The sequence below is a fragment of the Amycolatopsis sp. w19 genome (assembly GCF_051373225.1).
GTDB lineage: Bacteria > Actinomycetota > Actinomycetes > Mycobacteriales > Pseudonocardiaceae > Amycolatopsis > Amycolatopsis japonica.
The window spans coordinates 324,441-344,314 of sequence record NZ_JBPQFM010000005.1 but is presented as its reverse complement, the minus strand read 5'-3'; the positions used below and the strand labels follow the sequence as shown (position 1 = coordinate 344,314).

At 67.7% G+C, this 19,874-nt stretch carries 14 protein-coding genes and 1 tRNA gene; 6 read left to right on the top strand and 9 right to left on the bottom strand.

Annotated elements, in window-relative coordinates; genetic code table 11:
• Positions 1 to 27 precede the first annotated feature (27 nt).
• Both ACSMFO_RS14440 and ACSMFO_RS14435 read left to right on the top strand, forming a co-directional pair.
• The gene (locus tag ACSMFO_RS14440; RefSeq protein ID WP_436458973.1) at positions 28 to 1,236 is read left to right on the top strand and encodes an amidohydrolase family protein; all 1,209 of its coding nucleotides are present in this window, start codon (positions 28 to 30) and stop codon (positions 1,234 to 1,236) included.
• Between the two features lie 294 nt (positions 1,237 to 1,530).
• Entirely contained in the window at positions 1,531 to 2,259 is a 729-nt protein-coding gene (locus ACSMFO_RS14435; protein ID WP_436458972.1) for a dienelactone hydrolase family protein, read from the top strand.
• Between the two features lie 182 nt (positions 2,260 to 2,441).
• Here the strand turns inward: ACSMFO_RS14435 and ACSMFO_RS14430 are convergent, their stop codons facing one another.
• Both ACSMFO_RS14430 and ACSMFO_RS14425 read right to left on the bottom strand, forming a co-directional pair.
• Entirely contained in the window at positions 2,442 to 3,284 is an 843-nt protein-coding gene (locus ACSMFO_RS14430) for a class F sortase (protein ID WP_436458971.1), read from the bottom strand.
• Between the two features lie 71 nt (positions 3,285 to 3,355).
• Complete coding sequence (locus ACSMFO_RS14425) at positions 3,356 to 4,474, bottom strand: hypothetical protein (RefSeq protein ID WP_436458970.1); 1,119 nt, start codon at positions 4,472 to 4,474, stop codon at positions 3,356 to 3,358.
• Between the two features lie 34 nt (positions 4,475 to 4,508).
• Here ACSMFO_RS14425 and ACSMFO_RS14420 point away from each other — a divergent pair, with 34 nt between their 5' ends.
• Positions 4,509 to 5,012: a hypothetical protein gene (locus ACSMFO_RS14420; protein ID WP_436458969.1), complete on the top strand. Its 504-nt coding sequence runs from the start codon at positions 4,509 to 4,511 to the stop codon at positions 5,010 to 5,012.
• Between the two features lie 100 nt (positions 5,013 to 5,112).
• Here ACSMFO_RS14420 and ACSMFO_RS14415 read toward each other — a convergent pair whose 3' ends face one another.
• Together ACSMFO_RS14415 and ACSMFO_RS14410 are read right to left on the bottom strand one after the other, a co-directional pair.
• Positions 5,113 to 7,854 carry a hypothetical protein gene (locus tag ACSMFO_RS14415; protein ID WP_436458968.1) on the bottom strand — a complete coding sequence of 914 codons (2,742 nt, stop codon included), beginning with the start codon at positions 7,852 to 7,854 and terminating at the stop codon, positions 5,113 to 5,115.
• 240 nt (positions 7,855 to 8,094) lie between these two features.
• Positions 8,095 to 9,132 carry a hypothetical protein gene (locus ACSMFO_RS14410; RefSeq protein WP_436458967.1) on the bottom strand — a complete coding sequence of 346 codons (1,038 nt, stop codon included), beginning with the start codon at positions 9,130 to 9,132 and terminating at the stop codon, positions 8,095 to 8,097.
• A gap of 395 nt (positions 9,133 to 9,527) precedes the next feature.
• Here ACSMFO_RS14410 and ACSMFO_RS14405 point away from each other — a divergent pair, with 395 nt between their 5' ends.
• On the top strand, positions 9,528 to 10,073 hold the full coding sequence (locus ACSMFO_RS14405; RefSeq protein WP_436458966.1) for a response regulator transcription factor: 546 nt from the start codon (positions 9,528 to 9,530) through the stop codon (positions 10,071 to 10,073).
• 43 nt (positions 10,074 to 10,116) lie between these two features.
• On the opposite strand, the gene ACSMFO_RS14400 is transcribed toward ACSMFO_RS14405, so the two are convergent.
• Positions 10,117 to 10,914: a hypothetical protein gene (locus ACSMFO_RS14400; protein WP_360088750.1), complete on the bottom strand. Its 798-nt coding sequence runs from the start codon at positions 10,912 to 10,914 to the stop codon at positions 10,117 to 10,119.
• 647 nt (positions 10,915 to 11,561) lie between these two features.
• Here ACSMFO_RS14400 and ACSMFO_RS14395 point away from each other — a divergent pair.
• Positions 11,562 to 12,737, top strand: coding sequence for a SagB/ThcOx family dehydrogenase (locus tag ACSMFO_RS14395; protein ID WP_436458965.1), 1,176 nt, complete (start codon positions 11,562 to 11,564; stop codon positions 12,735 to 12,737).
• Positions 12,738 to 12,753: 16 nt separating this feature from the next.
• Entirely contained in the window at positions 12,754 to 14,016 is a 1,263-nt protein-coding gene (locus ACSMFO_RS14390) for an MFS transporter (RefSeq protein ID WP_436458964.1), read from the top strand.
• A gap of 129 nt (positions 14,017 to 14,145) precedes the next feature.
• Here the strand turns inward: ACSMFO_RS14390 and ACSMFO_RS14385 are convergent.
• From ACSMFO_RS14385 to ACSMFO_RS14370, 4 genes are all read right to left on the bottom strand, one after another.
• Positions 14,146 to 14,210, bottom strand: a tRNA-Lys gene (locus tag ACSMFO_RS14385).
• A 256-nt stretch (positions 14,211 to 14,466) separates the two neighbouring features.
• On the bottom strand, positions 14,467 to 14,769 hold the full coding sequence (locus ACSMFO_RS14380) for an ankyrin repeat domain-containing protein (RefSeq protein ID WP_436458963.1): 303 nt from the start codon (positions 14,767 to 14,769) through the stop codon (positions 14,467 to 14,469).
• A 127-nt stretch (positions 14,770 to 14,896) separates the two neighbouring features.
• Positions 14,897 to 15,148 carry a YrhB domain-containing protein gene (locus ACSMFO_RS14375; RefSeq protein ID WP_436458962.1) on the bottom strand — a complete coding sequence of 84 codons (252 nt, stop codon included), beginning with the start codon at positions 15,146 to 15,148 and terminating at the stop codon, positions 14,897 to 14,899.
• 1 nt (position 15,149) lies between these two features.
• Entirely contained in the window at positions 15,150 to 19,871 is a 4,722-nt protein-coding gene (locus ACSMFO_RS14370) for an RHS repeat-associated core domain-containing protein (protein WP_436458961.1), read from the bottom strand.
• Positions 19,872 to 19,874 lie beyond the last annotated feature (3 nt).

The following is a 19,874-nucleotide window of genomic DNA, read 5'->3' as shown; positions in this document are numbered from 1 at the left end:
AGGGAGCTCGTCGAGAAAGGTGCTCCCTTGTTGATCCGTGACGTCCGCCCCTGGGGTGGACAGCGCAGCGACGTCGCAGTGGCCGATGGCCGGATCACCGCGGTACGGCCGCACGATCCCGCCGCCGCGACGGCGCCGGACACCGTCGACGGACGCGGGCGGCTGCTGTTCCCGTCGTTCAGCGACGTGCACGTCCACCTGGACTCGACGCGGATCGGCCTGCCGTTCCGGCCGCACACCGGCGCGCCCGGCGTGTGGGCGATGATGCTGAACGACCGCGAGAACTGGCGAAACGCCGAGGTCCCGCTGCCCGAGCGCGTCGCCGGGACGCTGGAGCGGATGATCGCCAACGGCACCACCCGCGTGCGCACCTACGCGCAGGTGGACGTCGACTGCCGGCTCGAGAAGCTCGACGCCGTCCTCGCCGCGAAGGAGCGCTTCGCCAAGCATGCGGACGTCGAGATCATGGCGTTCCCCCAGGCCGGGATCCTGCGCGAGCCCGGCACCGTGGACGTGCTGGAGGCCTCGCTGCGCTCGGGCGCCACGGTCGTCGGCGGGATCGACCCGTGCTCGCTCGACAAGGATCCCAAGGGGCATCTCGACGTCGTGTTCGGGCTCGCCGAGAAGTACGGCGTCGAGGTCGACATCCACCTGCACGAACCCGGCCACCTGGGTGTGTTCTCCACCGATCTGGTGATCGAACGGGTCCGCGCGCTGGACATGCGCGGCAAGGTCACCCTGTCGCACGCGTACGAACTGGGCTCGATCTCGGAATCGGTGAGCCGCCGGCTGATCGACACGTTCGCGGAACTGGACATCGCGATGGCGACCGTCGCGCCGTCGACCGACGGCCAGCTGTCGCTCGCGGACCTCACGACCGCGGGCGTGCGCGTCGGCCTCGGCGAAGACGGCCAGCGGGACTACTGGAGCCCGTACGGCAACTGCGACCTGCTCGACCGCACCTGGCAACTCGCCTTCACGAACGGCTTCCGCCGCGACGACCTGATCGAGATGGCGCTGGCCGTCGCCACGATGGGCGGCGCGTCGATCATGAGCCACGACGTCCCGCGGCTGGCGGGCATCGCCGACCGGCCGGGGGTGGCCGTCGGCGACCGTGCCGACCTCGTGCTGGTGGACGGCGAGACCCCGACGAGCGCGGTGATGGACCGGGGCAAGGACCGTACGGTGCTGCACGACGGCGTCGTCGTGGCGGACGGGCTTTCGGTGGTGGGTTAAACCGTTGGCACGCGGCCGGGTCCGGCACGAGTCGTCCGCCCGGACACGCGTGTCGTCCGTCTGATCACGTGTGTCGTCCCTGCGGTCATGCGAAACCGCCCGGCTACAGGTCTTACCTCTCAATAAACCGCTGGCACCTGATCGCGGCCGCTGCTACCTTGCCGGAGGCCGTGCGAGCGAACGAGGAGGTGGTACCCGTGGACATTTCGACATGGGTGCTCCCCTCCGGGGTCACGGTCGGGCGATAGGTCGTCCGGGAGCGCCGTCTCATGAGCACTCCCGAAAGGCACGACCATGCACTTCACTTCCGAAAAACGCCTCGAAGATGGTGTCCTCGAGCGCGGATTCACGCTCGGCGAGATTCCCGGCATCCTGTGGACGCCGGAGTCCGCGGCGCCGGTCCCGCTGGTCCTGATGGGCCATCCCGGCGGACTGGGCAGGATGCACCCGCGGCTCGTGGCCCGCGCCCTCGCTTGCGCGGCGGAGGGCTACGCCACGGCCACCATCGAGCTCCCCGGAGCCGGTGACCGGCCGCGTTTCACCGTCGTCGACGAGGCCCGCGCCGATCTGCAGCGCGTGCTGAAGGCCGGCGAGCCGGTCACCGACGACATCGTCGACCGGCTCGTCCTGCCGTTGGTCGAAACGGCCGTTCCCGAATGGCGAGTCACCCTCGACGCGCTCCTCGCACTGCCTGAAATCGGCGGCCCCGTCGGGTTCTCGGGCGGGGTGATCGCCATCGGCACGCGGCTGGCGTCGGTCGAGCCGCGCGTCGAAGCCGCCGTCCTGTTCGCCGGGAGTTATGTGCCGCGCAGCATCCTCGAAGAGGCGCGGCAGGTCACCATCCCGCTGCACGTCCTGCTCCAGTGGGACGACGAAGGGAACGACCGGCAGCAGGCGCTGGATCTGTTCGACGCCTTCGGCTCCAAGGAGAAGACGTTGAACGCCAACATGGGCGGGCACACGGGCGTCCCGTCGTTCGCCGGGGAAGCCGCGGGCCGGTTCCTCGCCCGGCACCTGAAGTGACGTCCGGGGCCGCGGCGGTACCGGCCGCGGCCCCGGCTTCAGGCCGTATCTTGAGCGGAACCGCGACGATCCGACCCGGCGAGATCCATGAACGGCTGGCCGCCAATCCCGCCGTGGTGTCGGAGCCGATCCTGCGCGGACTGGCGAACGACGAGGACGCGGACGTTCGGCGAAGCGTGTGCTCACCCATGCCGGTCGTGGCCGTCGTCTCCTTCGAGCCGAGCGAAAACGATGACGTTGTCGCGATACGAGCGCGCGGCTCGGTCGAAGGAACCGCCGCAGGTGATCAGCCGCAGTTCCGGGCCGGCGGTGCGGCCGTAGACCTCCTTGGTGGGAAAGCGATCTTTGGGGGCGTGGACGGTCCGGCGCACCACGAAGGTGACGACGGAACCGTCCGCGCGTTCGACGGTGACGCGGTCACCGGACGCGAGTTCGTGCAGCCGGTAGAAGATGCCGGGCTGGGACGCGCCGTCGACGTGACCGACGATCACCGCGGGCCCGGCCTGGCCGGGCGCCGGTCCCGGCTCGTACCAGCCCGCCTGCATCGGCGTGGTCACCGGCGGTGTCCGCATACGCCGGTTCGCGTCGAGGCCGAGCTCGATCAGCGACGAGTCGGCGCCGAGTTTGGGGATGTGCACCGCGATCGGGTTCACGCGGACCGCGGGATCGACGACCGTCCTGGCCGGTACCACCGGTGGCGGGGACGGTCGTGGGGCCGCCATGGCAGGCGCGGGCGGAGCCGGCATCGGGTTCGTGGTCAGGCTGATCACCAGCCCCAATGCCGCCGCGGCGGCCAAGGCGGAGGTGATCGCGCCGAACCCGGGACGCGGCCGGTCCTTGCCTCGGCGCAGCTGCCGACCGGCCTGCTGAAGTGTCTCCCAGCCGACGCCGACGATGATCACGAAAGACGCGCTCACCACGGCGAAACCGGTGTTGCCCGGCAAGAACGTGACGGCCGCCAGCATCCACGACAGGCCGAGCAGCGCGAGCAGGAGCAGCCGGGTCCGGATGGTTTCGACAGCCATGCCTCTCCAGTCGTCGAACGAGGAGGGATGGTGTGGTGTGGCCGGGGCAAGGCCACACCACACCGTTCCCCCTATCGGAAGTGACGACGGCGCGCGGCTACCGCCGTCACCATGAGCAGGGCGATCACCAGGAACGCCAGTCCGCCGCCGACGGGCCACTGATCGTCAGCGGTCCCGCCGCCACCGGCCTCGACAGCACCGGCGGGCACCGGGTATCCGGCGTCGACGTGCTCGCCGGAGGCGCCGTGGAGGGACGCTTCCGCCGAACCGCTGTGCGCTCCGGCCGCGTGGGAAACGAGACCGCTCCCCACCATGACCACTCCCTGACCGGCACCCACGGTGCCGTGCCCGGAGCCACCGGTCTGGTGACCGGTCGTGCCGCCGGTTCCGCCGCTGGTCGGCGAACCCGGATGGGTTCCGGGGTCACCGTGCGGGTCGCCGGTGCCCGGTACCGGCATCGGAGCCGGAGCCGGAGCCGGTGCCGGAACGGGTACCGGTGCCGGGCCGGCGGGGGCGAGGTAAGCCGTGCCGGTGGCGCCGGCCTGCTCACCGTTCGCCGTCGTGCCGGTGACCGTGACCGGTGCCGCGGTGGTGTCCGCGGACGGCGTGAACGTTCCCGTGCACACGGTGCTTTCATTGGCGGCCAGAGTGCTGTCACCACAGGTCAAGGCGCCATTGGGAGTGGTGCTCTCGACGTTGCTGACCGTGCCGGTGCCGGAGTTCGTCACCGGCACGCTCACCGTCGTCGGCTGCCCGGCGGTGACCGGTACCGCGTTGCCCGGTGATCCGGCGTCCGTGCCGTTGACCGTGGGCGTGCCCATGGTCAGGTCGCACGAACACCCGGTGTCGCCGCCGGTACCCGGCGCCGGGCTGGCGGCGGGCGTGACGTGGGCGGTGCCGGTCGTGCCGGCCTGCTCACCGTTCGCCGTCGTGCCGGTGACCGTGACCGGTGCCGCGGTGGTGTCCGCGGTCGGCGTGAACGGCCCGGTGCACACGGTGCTTTCACTGGCGGTCAGCGTGCTGTCGTAACAGGTCATCGCACCGTCGGCGGTGGTGCCGCTGACGTTGCTGACCGTGCCGGAACCCGTGTTCGTCACCGGGACGGACACGGTCGCCGGTCGGCCGGCGGTGACCGGTACGGCGGTGTCCGGTGATCCGGCGTTGGTGCCGTCGACCGTGGGCGTGCCCATGGTCAGGTGGCACGAGCACCCACTGTCGCCGCCGGTGTCTGCCGGAGTCGACGTGGTCGTGGCGGCACTGGCCGTGTCGTCACCCGTGGTGGTGCCGGCGGATGTTGCCGCCGTCGGTACTGTCCCGGCGACGCTGGTGGCTCCGCTTCCCGCGGGTTCCCCGGTGATTGCCGAGGTGGCCGCGGTCACCGGGCTGGACGAGTCGGATCGCGCGGTCAGCGCGGAGCTGACCGGTGCGAGGACTCGCGCCACAGGCGAGACCGGCCGAGTCGCCGACGCGGTGCCCGGCGACGTAGCCGAGCCGGTGCTGGTTGTTGTCGTCGTGGTGGGTGTCGACGCGGATGCCGAGGTCGTGTTCGTCGCCGCCTGCCGCGGCTGCACGAGTCCCGACACCAGCGACGTCACGGTGGTCAGCGGGCTGGTGCCCGCGGTCGTGTCGGTCGCCTGGTCACTTGTTCGCGAAGGCCCGGTGTCCTCCTCGGCGTGGGCCACACCCACGCCGAGGAGCATCAAGCCACCTGCGAGTAACCCGGCCTGAATGGACCGTTTTACCCAGGTACGCATGAGAAACCTTTCCACGCTCTGCTGAGGCTGATCAGTTGTCTCGGCGGTGTCCGGCTGTCGTCAGCCGATGTCTGTCAGTGCGTGCCCGCGCCGGTGATCATGGACAGCGGCGAGGTGACCGCCGGCCCGGTCGACGTGGTGTGCCCGGTCGACGTGGTGTGCCCGGTCGACGTGGTCGAGCCGGTCGACGACGTGGCTGAGCTGGCCGACTTGGTCGACGTGGTTGCCTTCGCGGACGTGGCCGAGGTGGCCGCTCCGGTCGTGGCGGTCGACGAGGCCGGGTCGCAGGTGCACACACCGGTGGTGGTGTAGCTCTGCGAGAAACCGACGGTCGAGGTGTTGCCGGAAGCGTCCTTGCCGGTGAAGGTCGCCTTCACCGCTTTGGCACCGGGACTCGCGGTGAACGTGATCGTGCACTGAGTGCTGGCACCCGGCGCGAGCGTCGTCCCGTTGCAGGTGACCCGGCCGTTCTGCGAGGTGCCCCGCAGGTCGGCGATCGGCGCGGTGCCGGTGTTGGTCATCTGCACCTTGATGGTGGACGTGCTGCCGGCGGGCACGGTCGCGGTCGAGTTCGAGCCGACCACGGCGCCGTTGACCGAAGGCTTGCCGGTGATCGACAGCTTGCCCGCGCCCGCTTGCGTACCGGTGTAGAAGATCCGGCAGGCCTTGCTCTGCTGGGTGCCGTTCGGACCCGACACGGTGAAGTTGAACTGCGCGGTGTTCGAGCCCGGCCGCGCGGTCGTGGTGACCGTGCAGCGGGCCGTGCTGCCCGGCGCCAGCTGGGCCGAGCCGCAGTTCAGCTTGCCGAGCGAGGTGTTGCCACCCAGCCCGGACACCGGGACGGTGCCGTTGTTGGTCACCGGAATCGTGATGGTGACCGGGCTGCCCGACGGAACGTTCGGACCGGGGGCGCTGCCCGCGGCCTTCCCGTTCACCAGCGGGGTACCGATGGAGATGCTCGCCGACGGCTGCGGCTGCGGCGTCGGGTGCGGCTGCGGGACCGGAACCGGCTGCGGCGTCGGAACCGGAGTCGGAGTCGGCTGCGGCGTCGGCTGCGGGACCGGCTGCGGTTTCGGGGTCGAGCCCGGAACCACGTTGCCCAGCAGACCGGTCACCGGCGAGAGGATCCCGCCGACACCCGGCTGCCCGGCGCCGGGCAGACCCGGCAGGCTCGGCAGACCAGGCAGGCCAGGCAGACCCGGGAGCGGCGTGCCAGGCTGTCCCGGCGTACCAGGAGCCGGGGTACCGGGCGTACCAGGAGCAGGCGTACCAGGAGCAGGCTTGCCCACATAACGGATCGTCATCTCCGAGCTGACGGTCGAGCCGTTCGGCTTGGTGCCGGTGATCGTCAGCTTCGCGCTCTGCGAACCCGGCTTCGCCGGGGCCGTGAACGTGTAGGTGACGGTGCCGCCCGGCGCGACCGAGGTCGCGGACGGGGTGACGGTGCCGCCGGGGAACGAACCGCTCAGGTTGGTGAGCGTCTCGGTGCCGGTGTTCGTGAAGGTGACCGAACCCGAGACCGGCGAGCCGGCCGGGATGGTCGGACCCTCACCCGAGATCGGCGTGCCGCCGATGGCCGGGACGCCCGGTCGCAGCGGAGACGACCCCGGGGTGCCCGGCTTGGTGGGCGAACCGCCGAGAACGCCGCCCAAGGCGGGACCGACGAGCGGCAAGCTCCCGGTCGCCGTGTCACCACCCGAGCCGGGCAGGCCCGGCATGCCGAGCGACTCGAACGTCTTGATGTTGTCGGTGACCTTCAGGACGTCCAGGACCGCGGCCGGGTCGCCGCTGCTCACCTTTTCGAACGCGGTCTGCCACAGCAGGCGCATGGCGTCGAAGTTGTTGCCCGCGAAGGACAGGTACTCGTCCGGGGTGAACACCGTGCCGGGGCCGAGCCGGTTCATGATCTCGGCGACCTGGAGGGTGTTGTAGAGGTAGTCCGGTGCCAGGACCCTCGCCGGGTCGGGAACGCTCGGCATCCCCTTCTGGACGAAGTTGATCACCTTCTCCGGCGTCGGCAGCCGGGACATGTCGACGGCCATGGTCTTGGTGTCGATGGGCAGCCCCATGCCGCCGCATCCCGTCGCCATCGTGAGGTAGTCGGTGCCGTGGCCCCGCACATGCGAGGGGTTGAAGATCGGGATCCAGCCCAGCGGCCCGCCGTAGGCGTCGATGACCGGCATGTGCGAGTTGCCGATCGCACCGCTGGCCATGGACAGGATCAGGTTCTTGTACGCCGGGTCCGTGTGGTAGGTCAGGGCGTGCGAGTTGCTGCCCAGCAGCGGGATCCCGTCCTCGTTCTTCCACATGTGCTGCAGGAAGAAGTCGCACGCGTCGCCGCCGCCCTCATGGGTGGTGTCCCCGGTCGAGTGGCCGCCGGACTGGTTCGGGTCGACGGACGTCTGCTTCGTCTCGCCGCCGAACAGGCCGCCGGTGAAGACGCCACCGCTGAGCACGTCGCCGCTGAGGAACTTGCCGACGGTCGGGATCTGCGCTGTCGGGAGGTCCCCCGCGGGGACCGGGCTGGCGGTGCCGCTCGTTCCGGAAGCACTCACTGACGAGCCGGGCTGAGAGCTCGCGAGCAGTGAGGTGGTGTCCGTTCCGGAAAGGCCGAGGCCGTCGAGGCCCGGCAGGGAAGCAGCGGCGGTGTTCGTGACCAGGCCGACGATCGCGAAGGTCGCGGTGAGCGATATCGCCGCCCCGCGCAGTACGCGGTTCGATCGGGGGGAGAACGGATTTGCCGGGGAAAGGCCGATTGGGGCCCGTCCGCCGGGGACATCGGCGCGATGGCGCCGAGTCCGACGTGTGATTTTCATTTTCAACGCTCCAGTTCATGAGCGCCTGCCGATAAAATCGGCATGGCGGTTGACGTGTCTGCTGAGAAAAGGGGTTTGTTCACCGACAGCCCTGGACACCGAACCGTTTGATGGAGGTAGTGGCAGCGGGAGCTACAGACTGGCGATTTCAGCCCATGAGTTCGCGAGCCTGCCGTCGAGTTGCACCTCGGCGGTCCTGCTGTCGCTACCGATCAAGGAATTCACTTCGTGGCCGACACGTCAGTCAGGCGACACTGGAGGTTGCTGCGCGCGCTTGCGCAGCGGAGCGATGTGATCCGGGCCGACACTCCAGCAGGCGATTCGCTGGTCGTGGGCGGACCTTCCGGGCAGCACGATCGCGCCTTGCGCGTGGCCACCGTTGGAGCCCGCCGACGAAGTGCCGGCGCCGGGCCCGACGGCGCCGATGGGCGCTGCCGGGAAACCAAGGGGAAGGCGGTCGACCGGGCGCTGCGAGCCGATGTCGGCAGGCGCCGCCGTCGCGGTCGAGGGCTGGAACGAGGATGCTTCGTGCGGCCCGTTCACGCAGAACGCGCAGTCGCCGTCGAGCGGAGCCGCCGGGGCGGACACCACCGGCAGGTCCACCGCCGTCGAGGTCTGCGGCGCCGCCGAAACCGGCTCGCGGTGCGTTTCCGGGACGGGCCGCAGGTGGGACGGCTCCGGCTGCGAGCCCTCCGTCGCCGTGATCGTGACGACGCCCGGCACGCTGATCCGGGGCTGCAAGCCGGTGCTGGAAACGACCGGCGCGAGCGCGGACACCGTACCGGTGAGCTTGGTCGTGACCGGGTTGTCGAGCGTCCGGTTCACCGTGGTGACGGTCTCGCTCACCGCGGTGTCGACGGTCTGGGTGAGCGCGGTCGTCATCGCGGTGACCTGCTCGATCGCCGGTGCCAGCGCCGGCGCGGCCGAGCCTACCAAGGCCGTGCCCTGCCCGGCGGTCGTGTTCACGAGGGAGATCGCCTTCGTCGTGATCGGCGAGGGCGCGATCCGCGCGGCGGGCTCCGTCTCCTGGACGGCGACGGTCGCGAGTTCGCAGGCCGGTGGCGCCGTGGCGGGGTCACCTGGATCGCATCCGGAATCGGCGGCGACAGCGGTCTCGAAGGCGTTCATCACGGCGAAGCCGGCGAGGATGAACACGCCGAGCAGAACCGCGCGGCAGACCACGGCGAAACAACTCGCCCGCCGCGAGACGGGCTCGCGAAGACCGCGTGAAACGGGCGTCGTGCCCATTCCACCGTCGGTCGTTCGCAGCCACACCATCGCACTCCACCATTTCCGGTTTACTCGAAGGTTTGCCCCAACAGCAGACAGTAAGGACCCGTCAGGCAATAGGGAACTGCCACTTACGGGACCCGCGGCCACCACTCCTTACAGTCTCCCCCACCTCGAATGAACCACTCTCCGTCGGAGCCGTAACGCGGAAAATTCGACCTTATGGCCACGATCGGGTGAATCGAAATGGCGGCGGTCAACTGCTTGTCGAAATCCCGGCCCAGGGTCGAGGGTCACAGTTCGGTAACTCGACATCGGGTGCCGGAAATTTTTGATCATCCCGCGTAAGAGAATGTGCGAACCGGCGTTCCACGGACATGGAGGCCGTGTTCGATCCCCGAAACGAACGCGATCGCGATCGATCCCCGGAAAGGACGGTCGCGGTGGCGATAGTGGTCTACGCCGACCGGCCGAGTACGCGCCACGGGATCGCACGGTCCCTGCGGGGCGCGCCGGGGATCGGGCGCGTCGAATGCGCCGCGACCGCCGAGGAACTCGTCCGCGGCTACACGCGCGCGCCCGCCGACGTGGCGCTCGTCGCGGTCCGGCCGGACGAGCCGACCGGTCCCGCCGCCGCGGCGGCGTTGCTGTCGGTCGCCCCCGACGCCGCGGTGATCATGTTCGGGTCGTTCGGTACGGCCGCCGGGGCGCTGGTGCCCGGTATCGGCGGATTCCTCCGGAAGTACGACGGCCTGTACCCCGAACCGGCCACCGCGCCACCCGACGCCGAACGCCTCCGCCTGTCCGAACGTGAACTCCAGATCCTCTGGGGTATGGCGCAGGGGAAACGGAACATTCAGATCGGCGCCGATCTCGCGCTCTCCGAAGACAGCGTCAAGACTCATTGCAAACGAATCTTCCGCAAGCTGGGCGTCCACGATCGCGCCGAAGCGGTCGCCATCGGCTTCCGCGCCGGTTTCCTTTCCTGACCCGCACGGACCGGGCGGGTCGGCGCCCGGCCCGTGCGTGCCGTCAGGCCAGGCGGACCTGGAAGACGGCGACCCGGGCGTCATGCCCGTCCACGCGCATGTCCACGGTCTTGGTGTCGATGAACTGCTCCTGGACGACGCCGTTGCCCGCCAGCCAGTTGATGCGGTCGATCCCGGTGCCGAAGCACCGGCGCTCCGCGTCCAGGCCGGTGGCCTTGTAGTAGTTCGGGTTGTTGGTGTCCGCGGTCCAGAAGACCAGGCGCCCGACGTTGTGGTGCGCGAGCACGCGACTGGCGTGGATCCTCTTGTGCTCGTTCCACTCGTCGCGCAGGTCGGCGCGCTGGTCGCCGTTGTACGCGTTCGCGATGTAATGCGAGTTGATCAGCGCGAACTGGAGCGTCGGGTGGCTCTGGTGACGCACCACGACCTCGTTGATCCAGCGCGGCGGGGTCACCCCGGTGATGCCGCCGTGCACATACGTGGTCTTCGCGCTCGCCACCTCCCAGGGCTGCGGGATCGAGATCGGGATCCGGAACGACGTGTTGTGGCGCAGGAACGCGTTGTTGTACAGGGGCCCGAAGTAGTGGTCGATCATCGCGGGCTCGCCGGTGTCGCCCTCGTTGATCTCCTGCCAGCCGACCAGGGGCCGCACCAGGGAGTCACAGTTGCGGACGGCGTCGATCGCGGCCTCGCGCGCCCCGAGGTTGTCGCGGCCGATGTTGGCGGTGACGATCGGCAGCCGGACCCATCCCGTCGCGGCGGAAGCCGTACCGGCACCGGCGACCATGGCGCCGAGCGCGGCACCTCCACCGAGAGCGAGCGCCTTGCGTCTGTTGAGCATTCCGGACACAGCAGATTCCCTTCTCGCGCTGTCACAACGGGACACAGCCCGTGAAAGTGTCACAGAATGCGGCGCCGTTGTGACCCCTGTGCGCCAAAACTGCCGCTTCCCGGTCAGCGCGCCACCCCGGTCGCCGGGCTCGGCCGAGACCCGCCCCGGCGCGGCGAGCAGCCACCTCCCGCGCCGCCTATCGCACGATCGAATATCCGAGCGCCGGCCGGGAAATGGCCACAATGGACGGTGAACCGAAATACCGGGTAGCACTTCTGAAGAAGACACCCCTATGCGGCGGGTCCATTATTGGAGGACCGCAGCCACCGGCCGCAGGAAATGCGACAAGAGGATCCGGCTGAGGTGAGACGACAAAAAGGAGGTGACGGAAGATGAAGATCACGGTCAAGGTGCAGCGCACCGAACTCCCGGTCAAGAAGATGCTGCTGTGTTCGCACACCATCTGATCGACTGAGCCGCCGATGGCCTATATCGGCGGCGCAGTCGAGTCGTGGCGGCCCATCGGAGATCGGCTTGAAATCAAGCTGATCATCCCCAGCGATGACCGCCGGATTCGATGAGACCACTGCGGAGGGGTCGACGACCTTCGACCCCTCCGCAGTGTACCTGTGTTGTGTCCGAGGAGGAACAGGACGATGGAGCTGCGACGCGCCCGCTCCCTGGTGGGGTATTGGGTGAACGGGGACCTTGTCCTCGACGATTATCTGGCGGTCACCCCCGAAGACGGCGAGAAGCAGGGCATCGCCGTCGACGGCACGGCCGTGGAGCTGCTCAACCGCTTCGAGGAGTGGACCGATCCCGAGTCCGTGACCAGGGATTTCAACGGCTACGACCCCGCCTCCGTCGCGGAGGCCGTCGAGGCGCTCGCCGGTGCCGGTCTCCTGCGAACCAAGGAAGAGGCCGCCGACGAAGACCTCATGCTCGACAAATGGAGCTCATGGGGACCGTCGGCGCAGTTCTTCCACTTCGGCACCAAGGACACCGCGTACATCACGCATGAACGCGCCGCCAGCGACGCCGAGGTAGCGGCATGGCGCGTGGCCGCCCGTACGGAAATCGAGGAAAGCGGCCCGCCGCCCGAGCCCTTCACCCGGCGCCCCGACGCGAAGCGCATCAGGCTGACACGGGCCTTCCTTCCGCTGCAGCGCGATTTCGGCGACGTGTTGCTTTCCCGCCGGACGCATCGTCATTTCACGACGGACGCGGTTCCGCTGCGCAGCTTTTCCACCATTCTGCATTACACGTTCGCGCCGATGCATTTCTTCGACGCCGGCGTGCTGGGTACGCTGACTCTGCGGACCAGCCCCTGTGGAGGCGCGAGGCACGAGAGCGAATGCTACATCGTCGTCCGCAACGTCGAATCCATTCCGCCCGGGCTTTACCGGTACTCGCAGGACGACCACAGTCTCGAAGTGGTCTCGCAGGAATTCGGTGACGAGGAACTGAACCGGCTCGTCTTCGGGCAGCGGATGATCACCACCGCGGGCTTCGTCGTCTTCCTCACCCTGAACGTCCACCGCGCGATGTACAAGTACCGCAACGCGCGGATGCTCCGGACGGTGCTGCTCGACACCGGGCACCTCGCCCAGACCTTCGCCCTGTGCACCACCGCGGTCGGCCTGGGGCCGTCACAGAACGACGCCTTCCGCGACACCGAGCTGGAAGCCGCGCTCGGCATCGACGGCGCGGGCGAGACGGCGCTGTACGTCCTCGGCGCCGGCGTCCCGGCTCGCCGGGCCGACGGCATGCCGGTGAGTGACACCCCGGAAGAAGTCGAGCGCCGGATCACCGAGGGTGCCGAGAACCAGTAGAGGAGGAGGGCCGAGGGTGTCGGTCAAACCGGCGGACGGCGAGACGGTACGCGGCGACGAGTCGCCGCGTACCGTTCAGCGGCGGGTGATCCGCTCGCTCCTGCTCGTCCAAGCCGTCTTCTCGCTGATGTTCGCGATGGCGGGGCCGCTGATCTCGTTGATCGCCGAGCGGCTGACCGGCTCGGCGGGCAAGGCCGGGCTCGCGCAGGCGATGATCTACTGCGGGGCGGTGGTCTTCAGTGTTCCGCTGGCCTCGCTGTCGATGGACCGCGGACGGCGGGCGGGGATCGCGGCGGGCTATCTGACGGGTGCGGCGGGCGCCGCGGCCGTCGTCCTCGGTGCGATGTTCTCGACCTACGTCCTGTTGCTGGCCGGCGCCGTCTCCTTGGGGGCGGCACTGGCCGCGGGCGCGCAAGCCCGCTACGCGGCGACGGATCTCGCCTCGGCGGACCGGCTGGGCAGGTCGATGGGTGTGCTCTCGTGGAGCTCCATCGCCGCCGCCGTCCTGGGCCCGGCCTTGACCGGTGCCTTCGCCGGGATCGGCCATGGTGTCCTGCCGGAATTCTCAGGACCGTATGTCGCCATCGCGGCCGGGCTCGCCGTCAGCGGTGTGCTGGTCTTCGTCATGCTCCGGCCGGATCCGCTGCTGCTGGCCAGATCCCTCGACCGCGAGACGAAGGCGCGGCCGAAATTCCGCACCGCGCTGGCCGCGGTCGCCGGTGATCCGCCCGTGCGGCGCGCCGTCCTCTCGCTGATGATCGTGCACGCCACGATGATCTCGCTGATGAACATGGCCTCCATCCACCTGGACCACGGCGCGGCGACCCTCGCGACGATCGGTGTCGTGATCAGCGTGCACACCGCGGCGATGTTCCTTCCGGGGCCGCTGGTCGGTTACCTGAGCGACCGGATCGGCGCGCACCGGATGCTGCTCATCGGGCTCGCACTGGAGGTGGCCGCCGCGATCACGCTCGCCGCCGCTCCCGCGCACGACCCCTTCCTGGTCGGCCTCGGGCTCCTCCTGCTCGGCGCGGGGTGGTCCGCCGGCTACCTCTCCGGCTCGGTGCTGCTCACGGCGTCCACCCGGAGCGGCATCCGGACGCTGGTCCAGGGCGCCGCCGACTTCCTCGTGCTCCTCACCTCCGCCGGCGGCGCGCTGCTCGCCGGCGTCATGGTCGCCCTGTGGGGCTACGGCGGGCTTTCCCTTTTCTGGGGTGCCGTGGTGGCGATCGTTTTCGTCCGGATCGCCACCGCCGCCCGACGCACATCACCGGAATAGGAGTGGCCGCCTGGGGCTCGAACCCAATCCTGGGCCGGGTCTGGCGCCGTCTGCGGTCGTTTCCCGGGGATGAACCGGGGAGATGATCTTGGTCTTGGGTGGCCACAACGTGTGGACCAGGCGAAAGAGTGGGCCGCCTGGGGCTCGAACCCAGAACCTACGGATTAAAAGTCCACAAGTCAGCCATGTCACCTACTGGCGTTCAGTATCAAATACTGCCGGTTCGTGCAGGTCAACGTCAGTCTTTGCCGCGGACGAGTGCCGTCCTGTACCAACCTGTGTCGGGCTCTACGTCGGCAACGGAGCCCAATCGGAGACGACGCGCCCGTCCATTCGGCAACACCTTTGCCGCCAGCAGCACCCAACAACTGGAAACCCGGCTTTGCGTACTCGCGCCTTCCAGCAACCCTTCGGTTAGTGATGACAACTACGTCCTGACAGGGAGAACCACTAGGCGCCCTCTCCCTGCCGACGATTACCCCATCCCTCAAAGAGAGCCGACGCCAGCCAATGACGACTCTCGAAGGCCATCTGCTCCGCTGTAACGCCACAACCACCATCCGAAGGACGCAGCGGGTCCGCTCCTCGCGCGAGCAAGTAAGCCGTGACGTCCACGCGCAGCGGCTCGCCTGTCTGCGTGTGACTGTCGATCTCGACATCAATGGCATGATGCAACAACGTGAGCCCATCATGCTCTTCATTAATGTTAGCGCCGCCATCAAGTAGTTCACGAAGCAGCGGAAGATCGCTCATCTCAACAGCCTGATGAGCAGGACTGAGGTCGGCCACTATTTGCACTCCGCATTGACTGCGCCGCCGGCGACACTTGCACCGCGCCTGCGGCCGACCGGTACTGCAGCGCCATCGGCCGTCGCTTTGCTCACAAATCACTTCGACCGAACATCGAGCCGATATAGGGCGCGGCACCAGACCGCGGCACGATGATCGGGCCGTTACCAACCAAAGACGAGACGATGTCACCATCTTCGACGAAAGCCCGGCTATTGTAACTGAAGGCCCAGCCCTCTTCGTCCTCGGCGCACTTGACGATCACAAGTTCCAACGCGTGCTCGGGGCGAATCTCCTCATCGAGAAACTGTTGAGCTGCTTCGAATGCGTCTTGCAGTACCACGTTAGTTAGTCCTCACGAAGAAGAAGGTCTTCCACTGATCGAATGATGCGGGGCCATTGGAAGCCACCCCCTGGAAGTCTACGTAGTTGACCTGCCCTCTTTGGACGACGGCGTTCCAAACGTGTGCTGTGCCGCCGTTGCCGCCGTAGACGATCCCACGGGCTCCGTTGCCGGCTGCTAACAACTCCTTCTCGATCGCCGGTTGACCACTCACTGGGCGCCATGACGCCCCAGCGTACTTCTCGATCAACTTCATGCCACCTGGAACTGGATGAGCAGGGTAGAGGTTGGTAGCTGACGCTGGCTTACCGGCTAGAGTCAGGTCTCCCGAGATAACACATGCCACACAGTTCTGAGTTCCTCCCACCGCGTTGACCGCTCCCGCTGCGGCGGCTCCGGCGCCTGCTGCGACTGGTACGGCTCCACCAGCCCCAACCGTTGCGGCTTTGGACGCGGTGAGTCCCACGCCGAGTTCCCAGGCTGCCTTGCCGACTCTGCCCCAGGGGAAGAAGAACAGGGCGGCTTGAAGGGTTTCTTCCCAGCCGGGCGGTGTGGGATCACAGCTGCGGACATCGGGGAATTCCGAGCAGAAGGCGAACTCGAACTGGGCGAAGTCCGGCGAAAGTTGCGCAACAGGCAACTTTTTCGAGGTGTTGAACCGATGTTCCAAAGCTGCTCGTCGCTGCTTTGGCGACATCGAAGGAATGTCCTTGCCCATCGACGCCGGGTAGGCATGGCGCGTGTCCTTGGGCGACGGCGGTGGAGCCACCGGCGGCGTCCACCCACCGCTGCCACCGCCGCATTTCCCGCTGTACATGCAGTCACAGTTCGCGCGGCACGGTTCCGTGCCGCTCGGGTCGCTCAGGTTGATCGGCGAGTTGTTGGCGTAGTTGTAACCGTTGATCTGCTGCGGGTCGGTCGGCCGCATGATCGGGTCCAGCGACACGAACCGGCCCAGGTCAGCGTCGTAGTCGCGAGCTCCGAGATGGACCAGTCCGGTTGAGGCGTCGTTGGTGCCGCCGACGAAGCCGCGTTCGCCCGGCATCACGACACCTGGACCGCGCTGGGCCCCGAACGGTGTTTGGCGCCGTTGCTTGACCGTGAGGTCGTTCGCGTTGATCGCGACCTGCGTAGTGCCCTGGTGGTCGCCGGCGAGCCAGCTCAGGACACCGCCGGTGCGCATCGCGACGGCCAAGCCACCGTGGGTGTAGTACCGGGTCGTGGTCGCGTTGCCGCTCGCCTTATCGAGCCGCACCTCCTGCTGTCCGAGATATAGCGTGGTGCCGGTCGGGTCGCGGCGGATGAGCCGTTCGCCGTCGGCGTCGTAGACGAAGCTCGTCGCCGCGTCGCCGTCGGCGACCTTCTCCAGTCTGTTCTCGACATTCCAGTCGAGGTTCTGCTGACCGGTGACGCCGGGGCGGGTCTTGGTGTTACCGATCTCGTCATAGGTGTACTGGGCCGTTTTGGTCCCGGCTGGTCCTTCTGAGGTGACCGAGTTCAGGATGTGGGGTTTCGGCGTGCCTGGTGCGGCGTAGGTGTACTTGCGGGTGACGTCCCCGCTGGGCGTGTGCTGGGTGTCTCCGGTGCGGCTGCCTGATTTGTCGTACGAGAAGGACTGCCAATACGGCGCCGGCCCGGTAAGGCCGGCGGTAGCCGGGGCTTGCCCGCAGTCTCCGTTCGGTGTCCAGGCCTCGGTGAGACGTTGCAGGTAGTCGTAGCCGAAGCACTGCTTGTCGGCAGGCTGCCCGATCGGGGCGTTGGTGATCGAGGTCAGGCCGCCCGCGGGGTTGTAGTCGTAGCGGGTGTCGGTCTGCATCGGCTGCGGTACTTCGGCGTCGACGATGGTGCGGTCGAGACGCCGGGTGTTGGTGTCGTAGTAGTAGGACAGCCAGGCCCGTTTACCGTTGCTGCTGGCACTGCTCTCACCGCCGAGTTGGAGACGTTGCGGTTCGCCGTAACGGGTGTACTCCGTCGCGGACACATAGTCCTGATACTCGGCGTCGCCCCAACTGCCCTCGGTGCTGACCGGGTTGCCGAGGTCGTCGTACGTGAAGAGCATGCTTTCGACCGGTAGATCTCCGGCCGGGGGAACGCTGACACCGCCGAGGGTGTCGTCGGGGTTGTACTGGAGAGACGACTGGTAGGTGCCAGCGAGTCTCGGTCCTTCGATCGGCGGGATGATGATCGTTTGCGTCGTCGGCTGGTACAGCGGTCCGTAGACGTTGACCTTTTTGACGTAGGCGTTGCCATCGACCCAGCGCGTTGACGACGCGAGCTTCCCGATGCCCTTGTGCGCGGTGTCGTAGACCCATTCGCTGAGCTTGGTTCCCGACAGGTTGTCTTTGAAGACGCCGGTCTTGCGACCGAGTTTGTCGTAGCGGACGACGAGGGTGTTGTTGCGGGCGTCGGTGCTGCTGGTCTGTTGGTTCAGCTTGTTGTAGGTGTAGGTGGTGGGCCCGCGATCGGGGTCGTCCGAGCGGATCAGCGAACCGTGGATGTCATAGGTGTAGGACCAGCGGTTGCCGCTCGAGTCGGTGAGCGTGGCGAGCTGGCCGGCCAGGGTGTAGTCGTACTTGGTTTCGTCGTAGTTGTCGCCGGTCGGCTGCGCGCCGTGGTACTGGCGAAGGCTGGTGGTGCGGCCGCGGGCGTCGGTGATCGTGGTGGTCGCGACACCGCCTTCGGGTGGCGTAACGCTGACCGAGTCCCCGCCGTAGGTCGTGCTGGTCCGCCATTCCTTGGTCCCGCCCCGATAGGTAGAGGCGATGACGCGGCCCGCTCCGTCATGCTCTAGCTGCGTCAGCCCGGGGACCTTGACTTCGCTGGCCTCCCAGAGTGAGGTGTCGACCGGCTTGTCGTTGTAGAAGGGCTGGGTGGTCTTGTAGGCGCGGCCCTGTGAGTCGTACCGGGTGTCGGTGAGGAGCCTGCCGCCGCCGGGTGCCGGCGTCTGGACTTGCCTCGTCCGGTAGAAGCTGTCGAGGATCGTCGTCGAGGTGGCGTAGTTGCCGTTGGGGCCGATCTGGGTCGTCGTGACAGAGCTGGGTGCGTCATTGCGAACGCTATAGGCGAAACGCGCGTTGCCTTGAGGTTTTTCTGAGCGCGGCCGGTTGGGTTGCCAGATCTCGGTCTTCCGTCCGAGCGCGTCGTAGGTGATTTCCGCGACCCGGTTGTTGGCGTCGGTGATGAGTCGCGGTACACCCCATGCGGGCTCGAAGACGGTGGTCGTCTTGTGTCCCAGAGCATTGGCCGAAACCAACTGGGTAACGGGGCCGCTGGTCGCGGGCGTGTAGACGGCGGTCGAGGCGTTGCCGTCCGCGTCGGTGGTCTCGAGTGCACGTCCATGAACGTCGCGCTTGTACTTGGTGGCAGTGCGGTAGACCGGCGTGAAGCCGTTATATCCGTCGACTTCCTCAGTCAGTGTGACGTCACCGACGGTCGGCGGAGCTCCGTTCGCGAGAGTGTCATAGGACGTGCGGACGTCGGAGATGGTGTCGCGCGGATACTGCGGCAGGAAGCCACAGGTTCCCGCGCGTGTTTCGACTCGGGAGGGGTAGTTCAGCAGCCATCGTTCGGTGTTCTGTGCGTAGGTCGTGGTCGTGCAGCGTTCGTCACCCGTCACGTTGGCGTCGCCGAGGTCGTGGACCTTTGTCGGGAGGCCGTTGGAGTCGTAGTCAGTGGTGGTTTTCGTGACTCGCCAGCCGCCGGCTGCGAGCGCGGTGAACGCGCGTTGGGTGCCGGCGTGGACGATGTAGGCCTTGAAGGCACCCCGAGTTGCCGTCGGTCCTTCCCAGCTGGGCTCGGTGATTGTTTTGCTGACTGCTGCCCCGGCCTCGCCGTTCTTGCTGGTGGTTTCCAGTTCGAGCCCCTGGAGCCAGTCTTCGTCGACGTGGACGCCGCCTTCGCTGTCTTTGGCGTCGGCTGTGCGCGTGCCGTTGTTGGGGAGCTTGTCCCCGTGCATACCGCGGAAGTAGCGGCTTTCGGTGTAGCTGATCGGCCCGCTGGGATCATCGGGCTTGCCGGTGCGGACGATGACCTTGCCGAAACCGCGGAACTCGTTCCAGGTCTTGTCTTTCTCGGCGGTGAACTCGGACGTGGTGAAGTGCCAGGCCGCGCCTTCGGGGTAGGCGTAGCTGGTGACCTGTTCAGAACTCGAGCCGAGGCGGTCGGACTGGACGACGGAGTCGACGACGTGCTTGTGGAAGTAGTCGGTCCGTTCGGCGAAGTCTTTTTTGATCCATGTCACCGGATAACAGCGTCTGGTGTTGTTCTCCGGCTTGTCCGGCAGAGAGGTCGCGGTGCAGTCGGGCTGGGCGTAGTTGATGGTTGTGACGGCACCGGCTTCGGAGACGATGGCGGAGAGCCGGTAGCGGTTCAGAGGGCCGACACCATCGTCTTTCACGACCCGGTTCGGCAGCTTCTTGCCTTCGAACGTGACTTTGGGTTGCGCGATGGGCGCGCCCACGTGGCCCGTGTGGGTGATGGATTTGAGCCATAGTGCGGCCTTGTTGCCGTCGTCGGGGTTGGGGAATAGGTGCTCGAGCGTCCAGCTGTCGACGTCGGTGTAGGCGTTGTCCTTGCGGAGCTGCGTCGTGATCTTCGCGAGGCGTTTGGTCGACCAGAACGTGGGGGTGTAGTGGTCTTTGCATGTCGCGCCGTCGCATCGGTCCGACAGGGCGACGTCGGGGAAGTTCTCCGGCTTCTCGAAGACGCACAGGCTGCCAGGCACGCA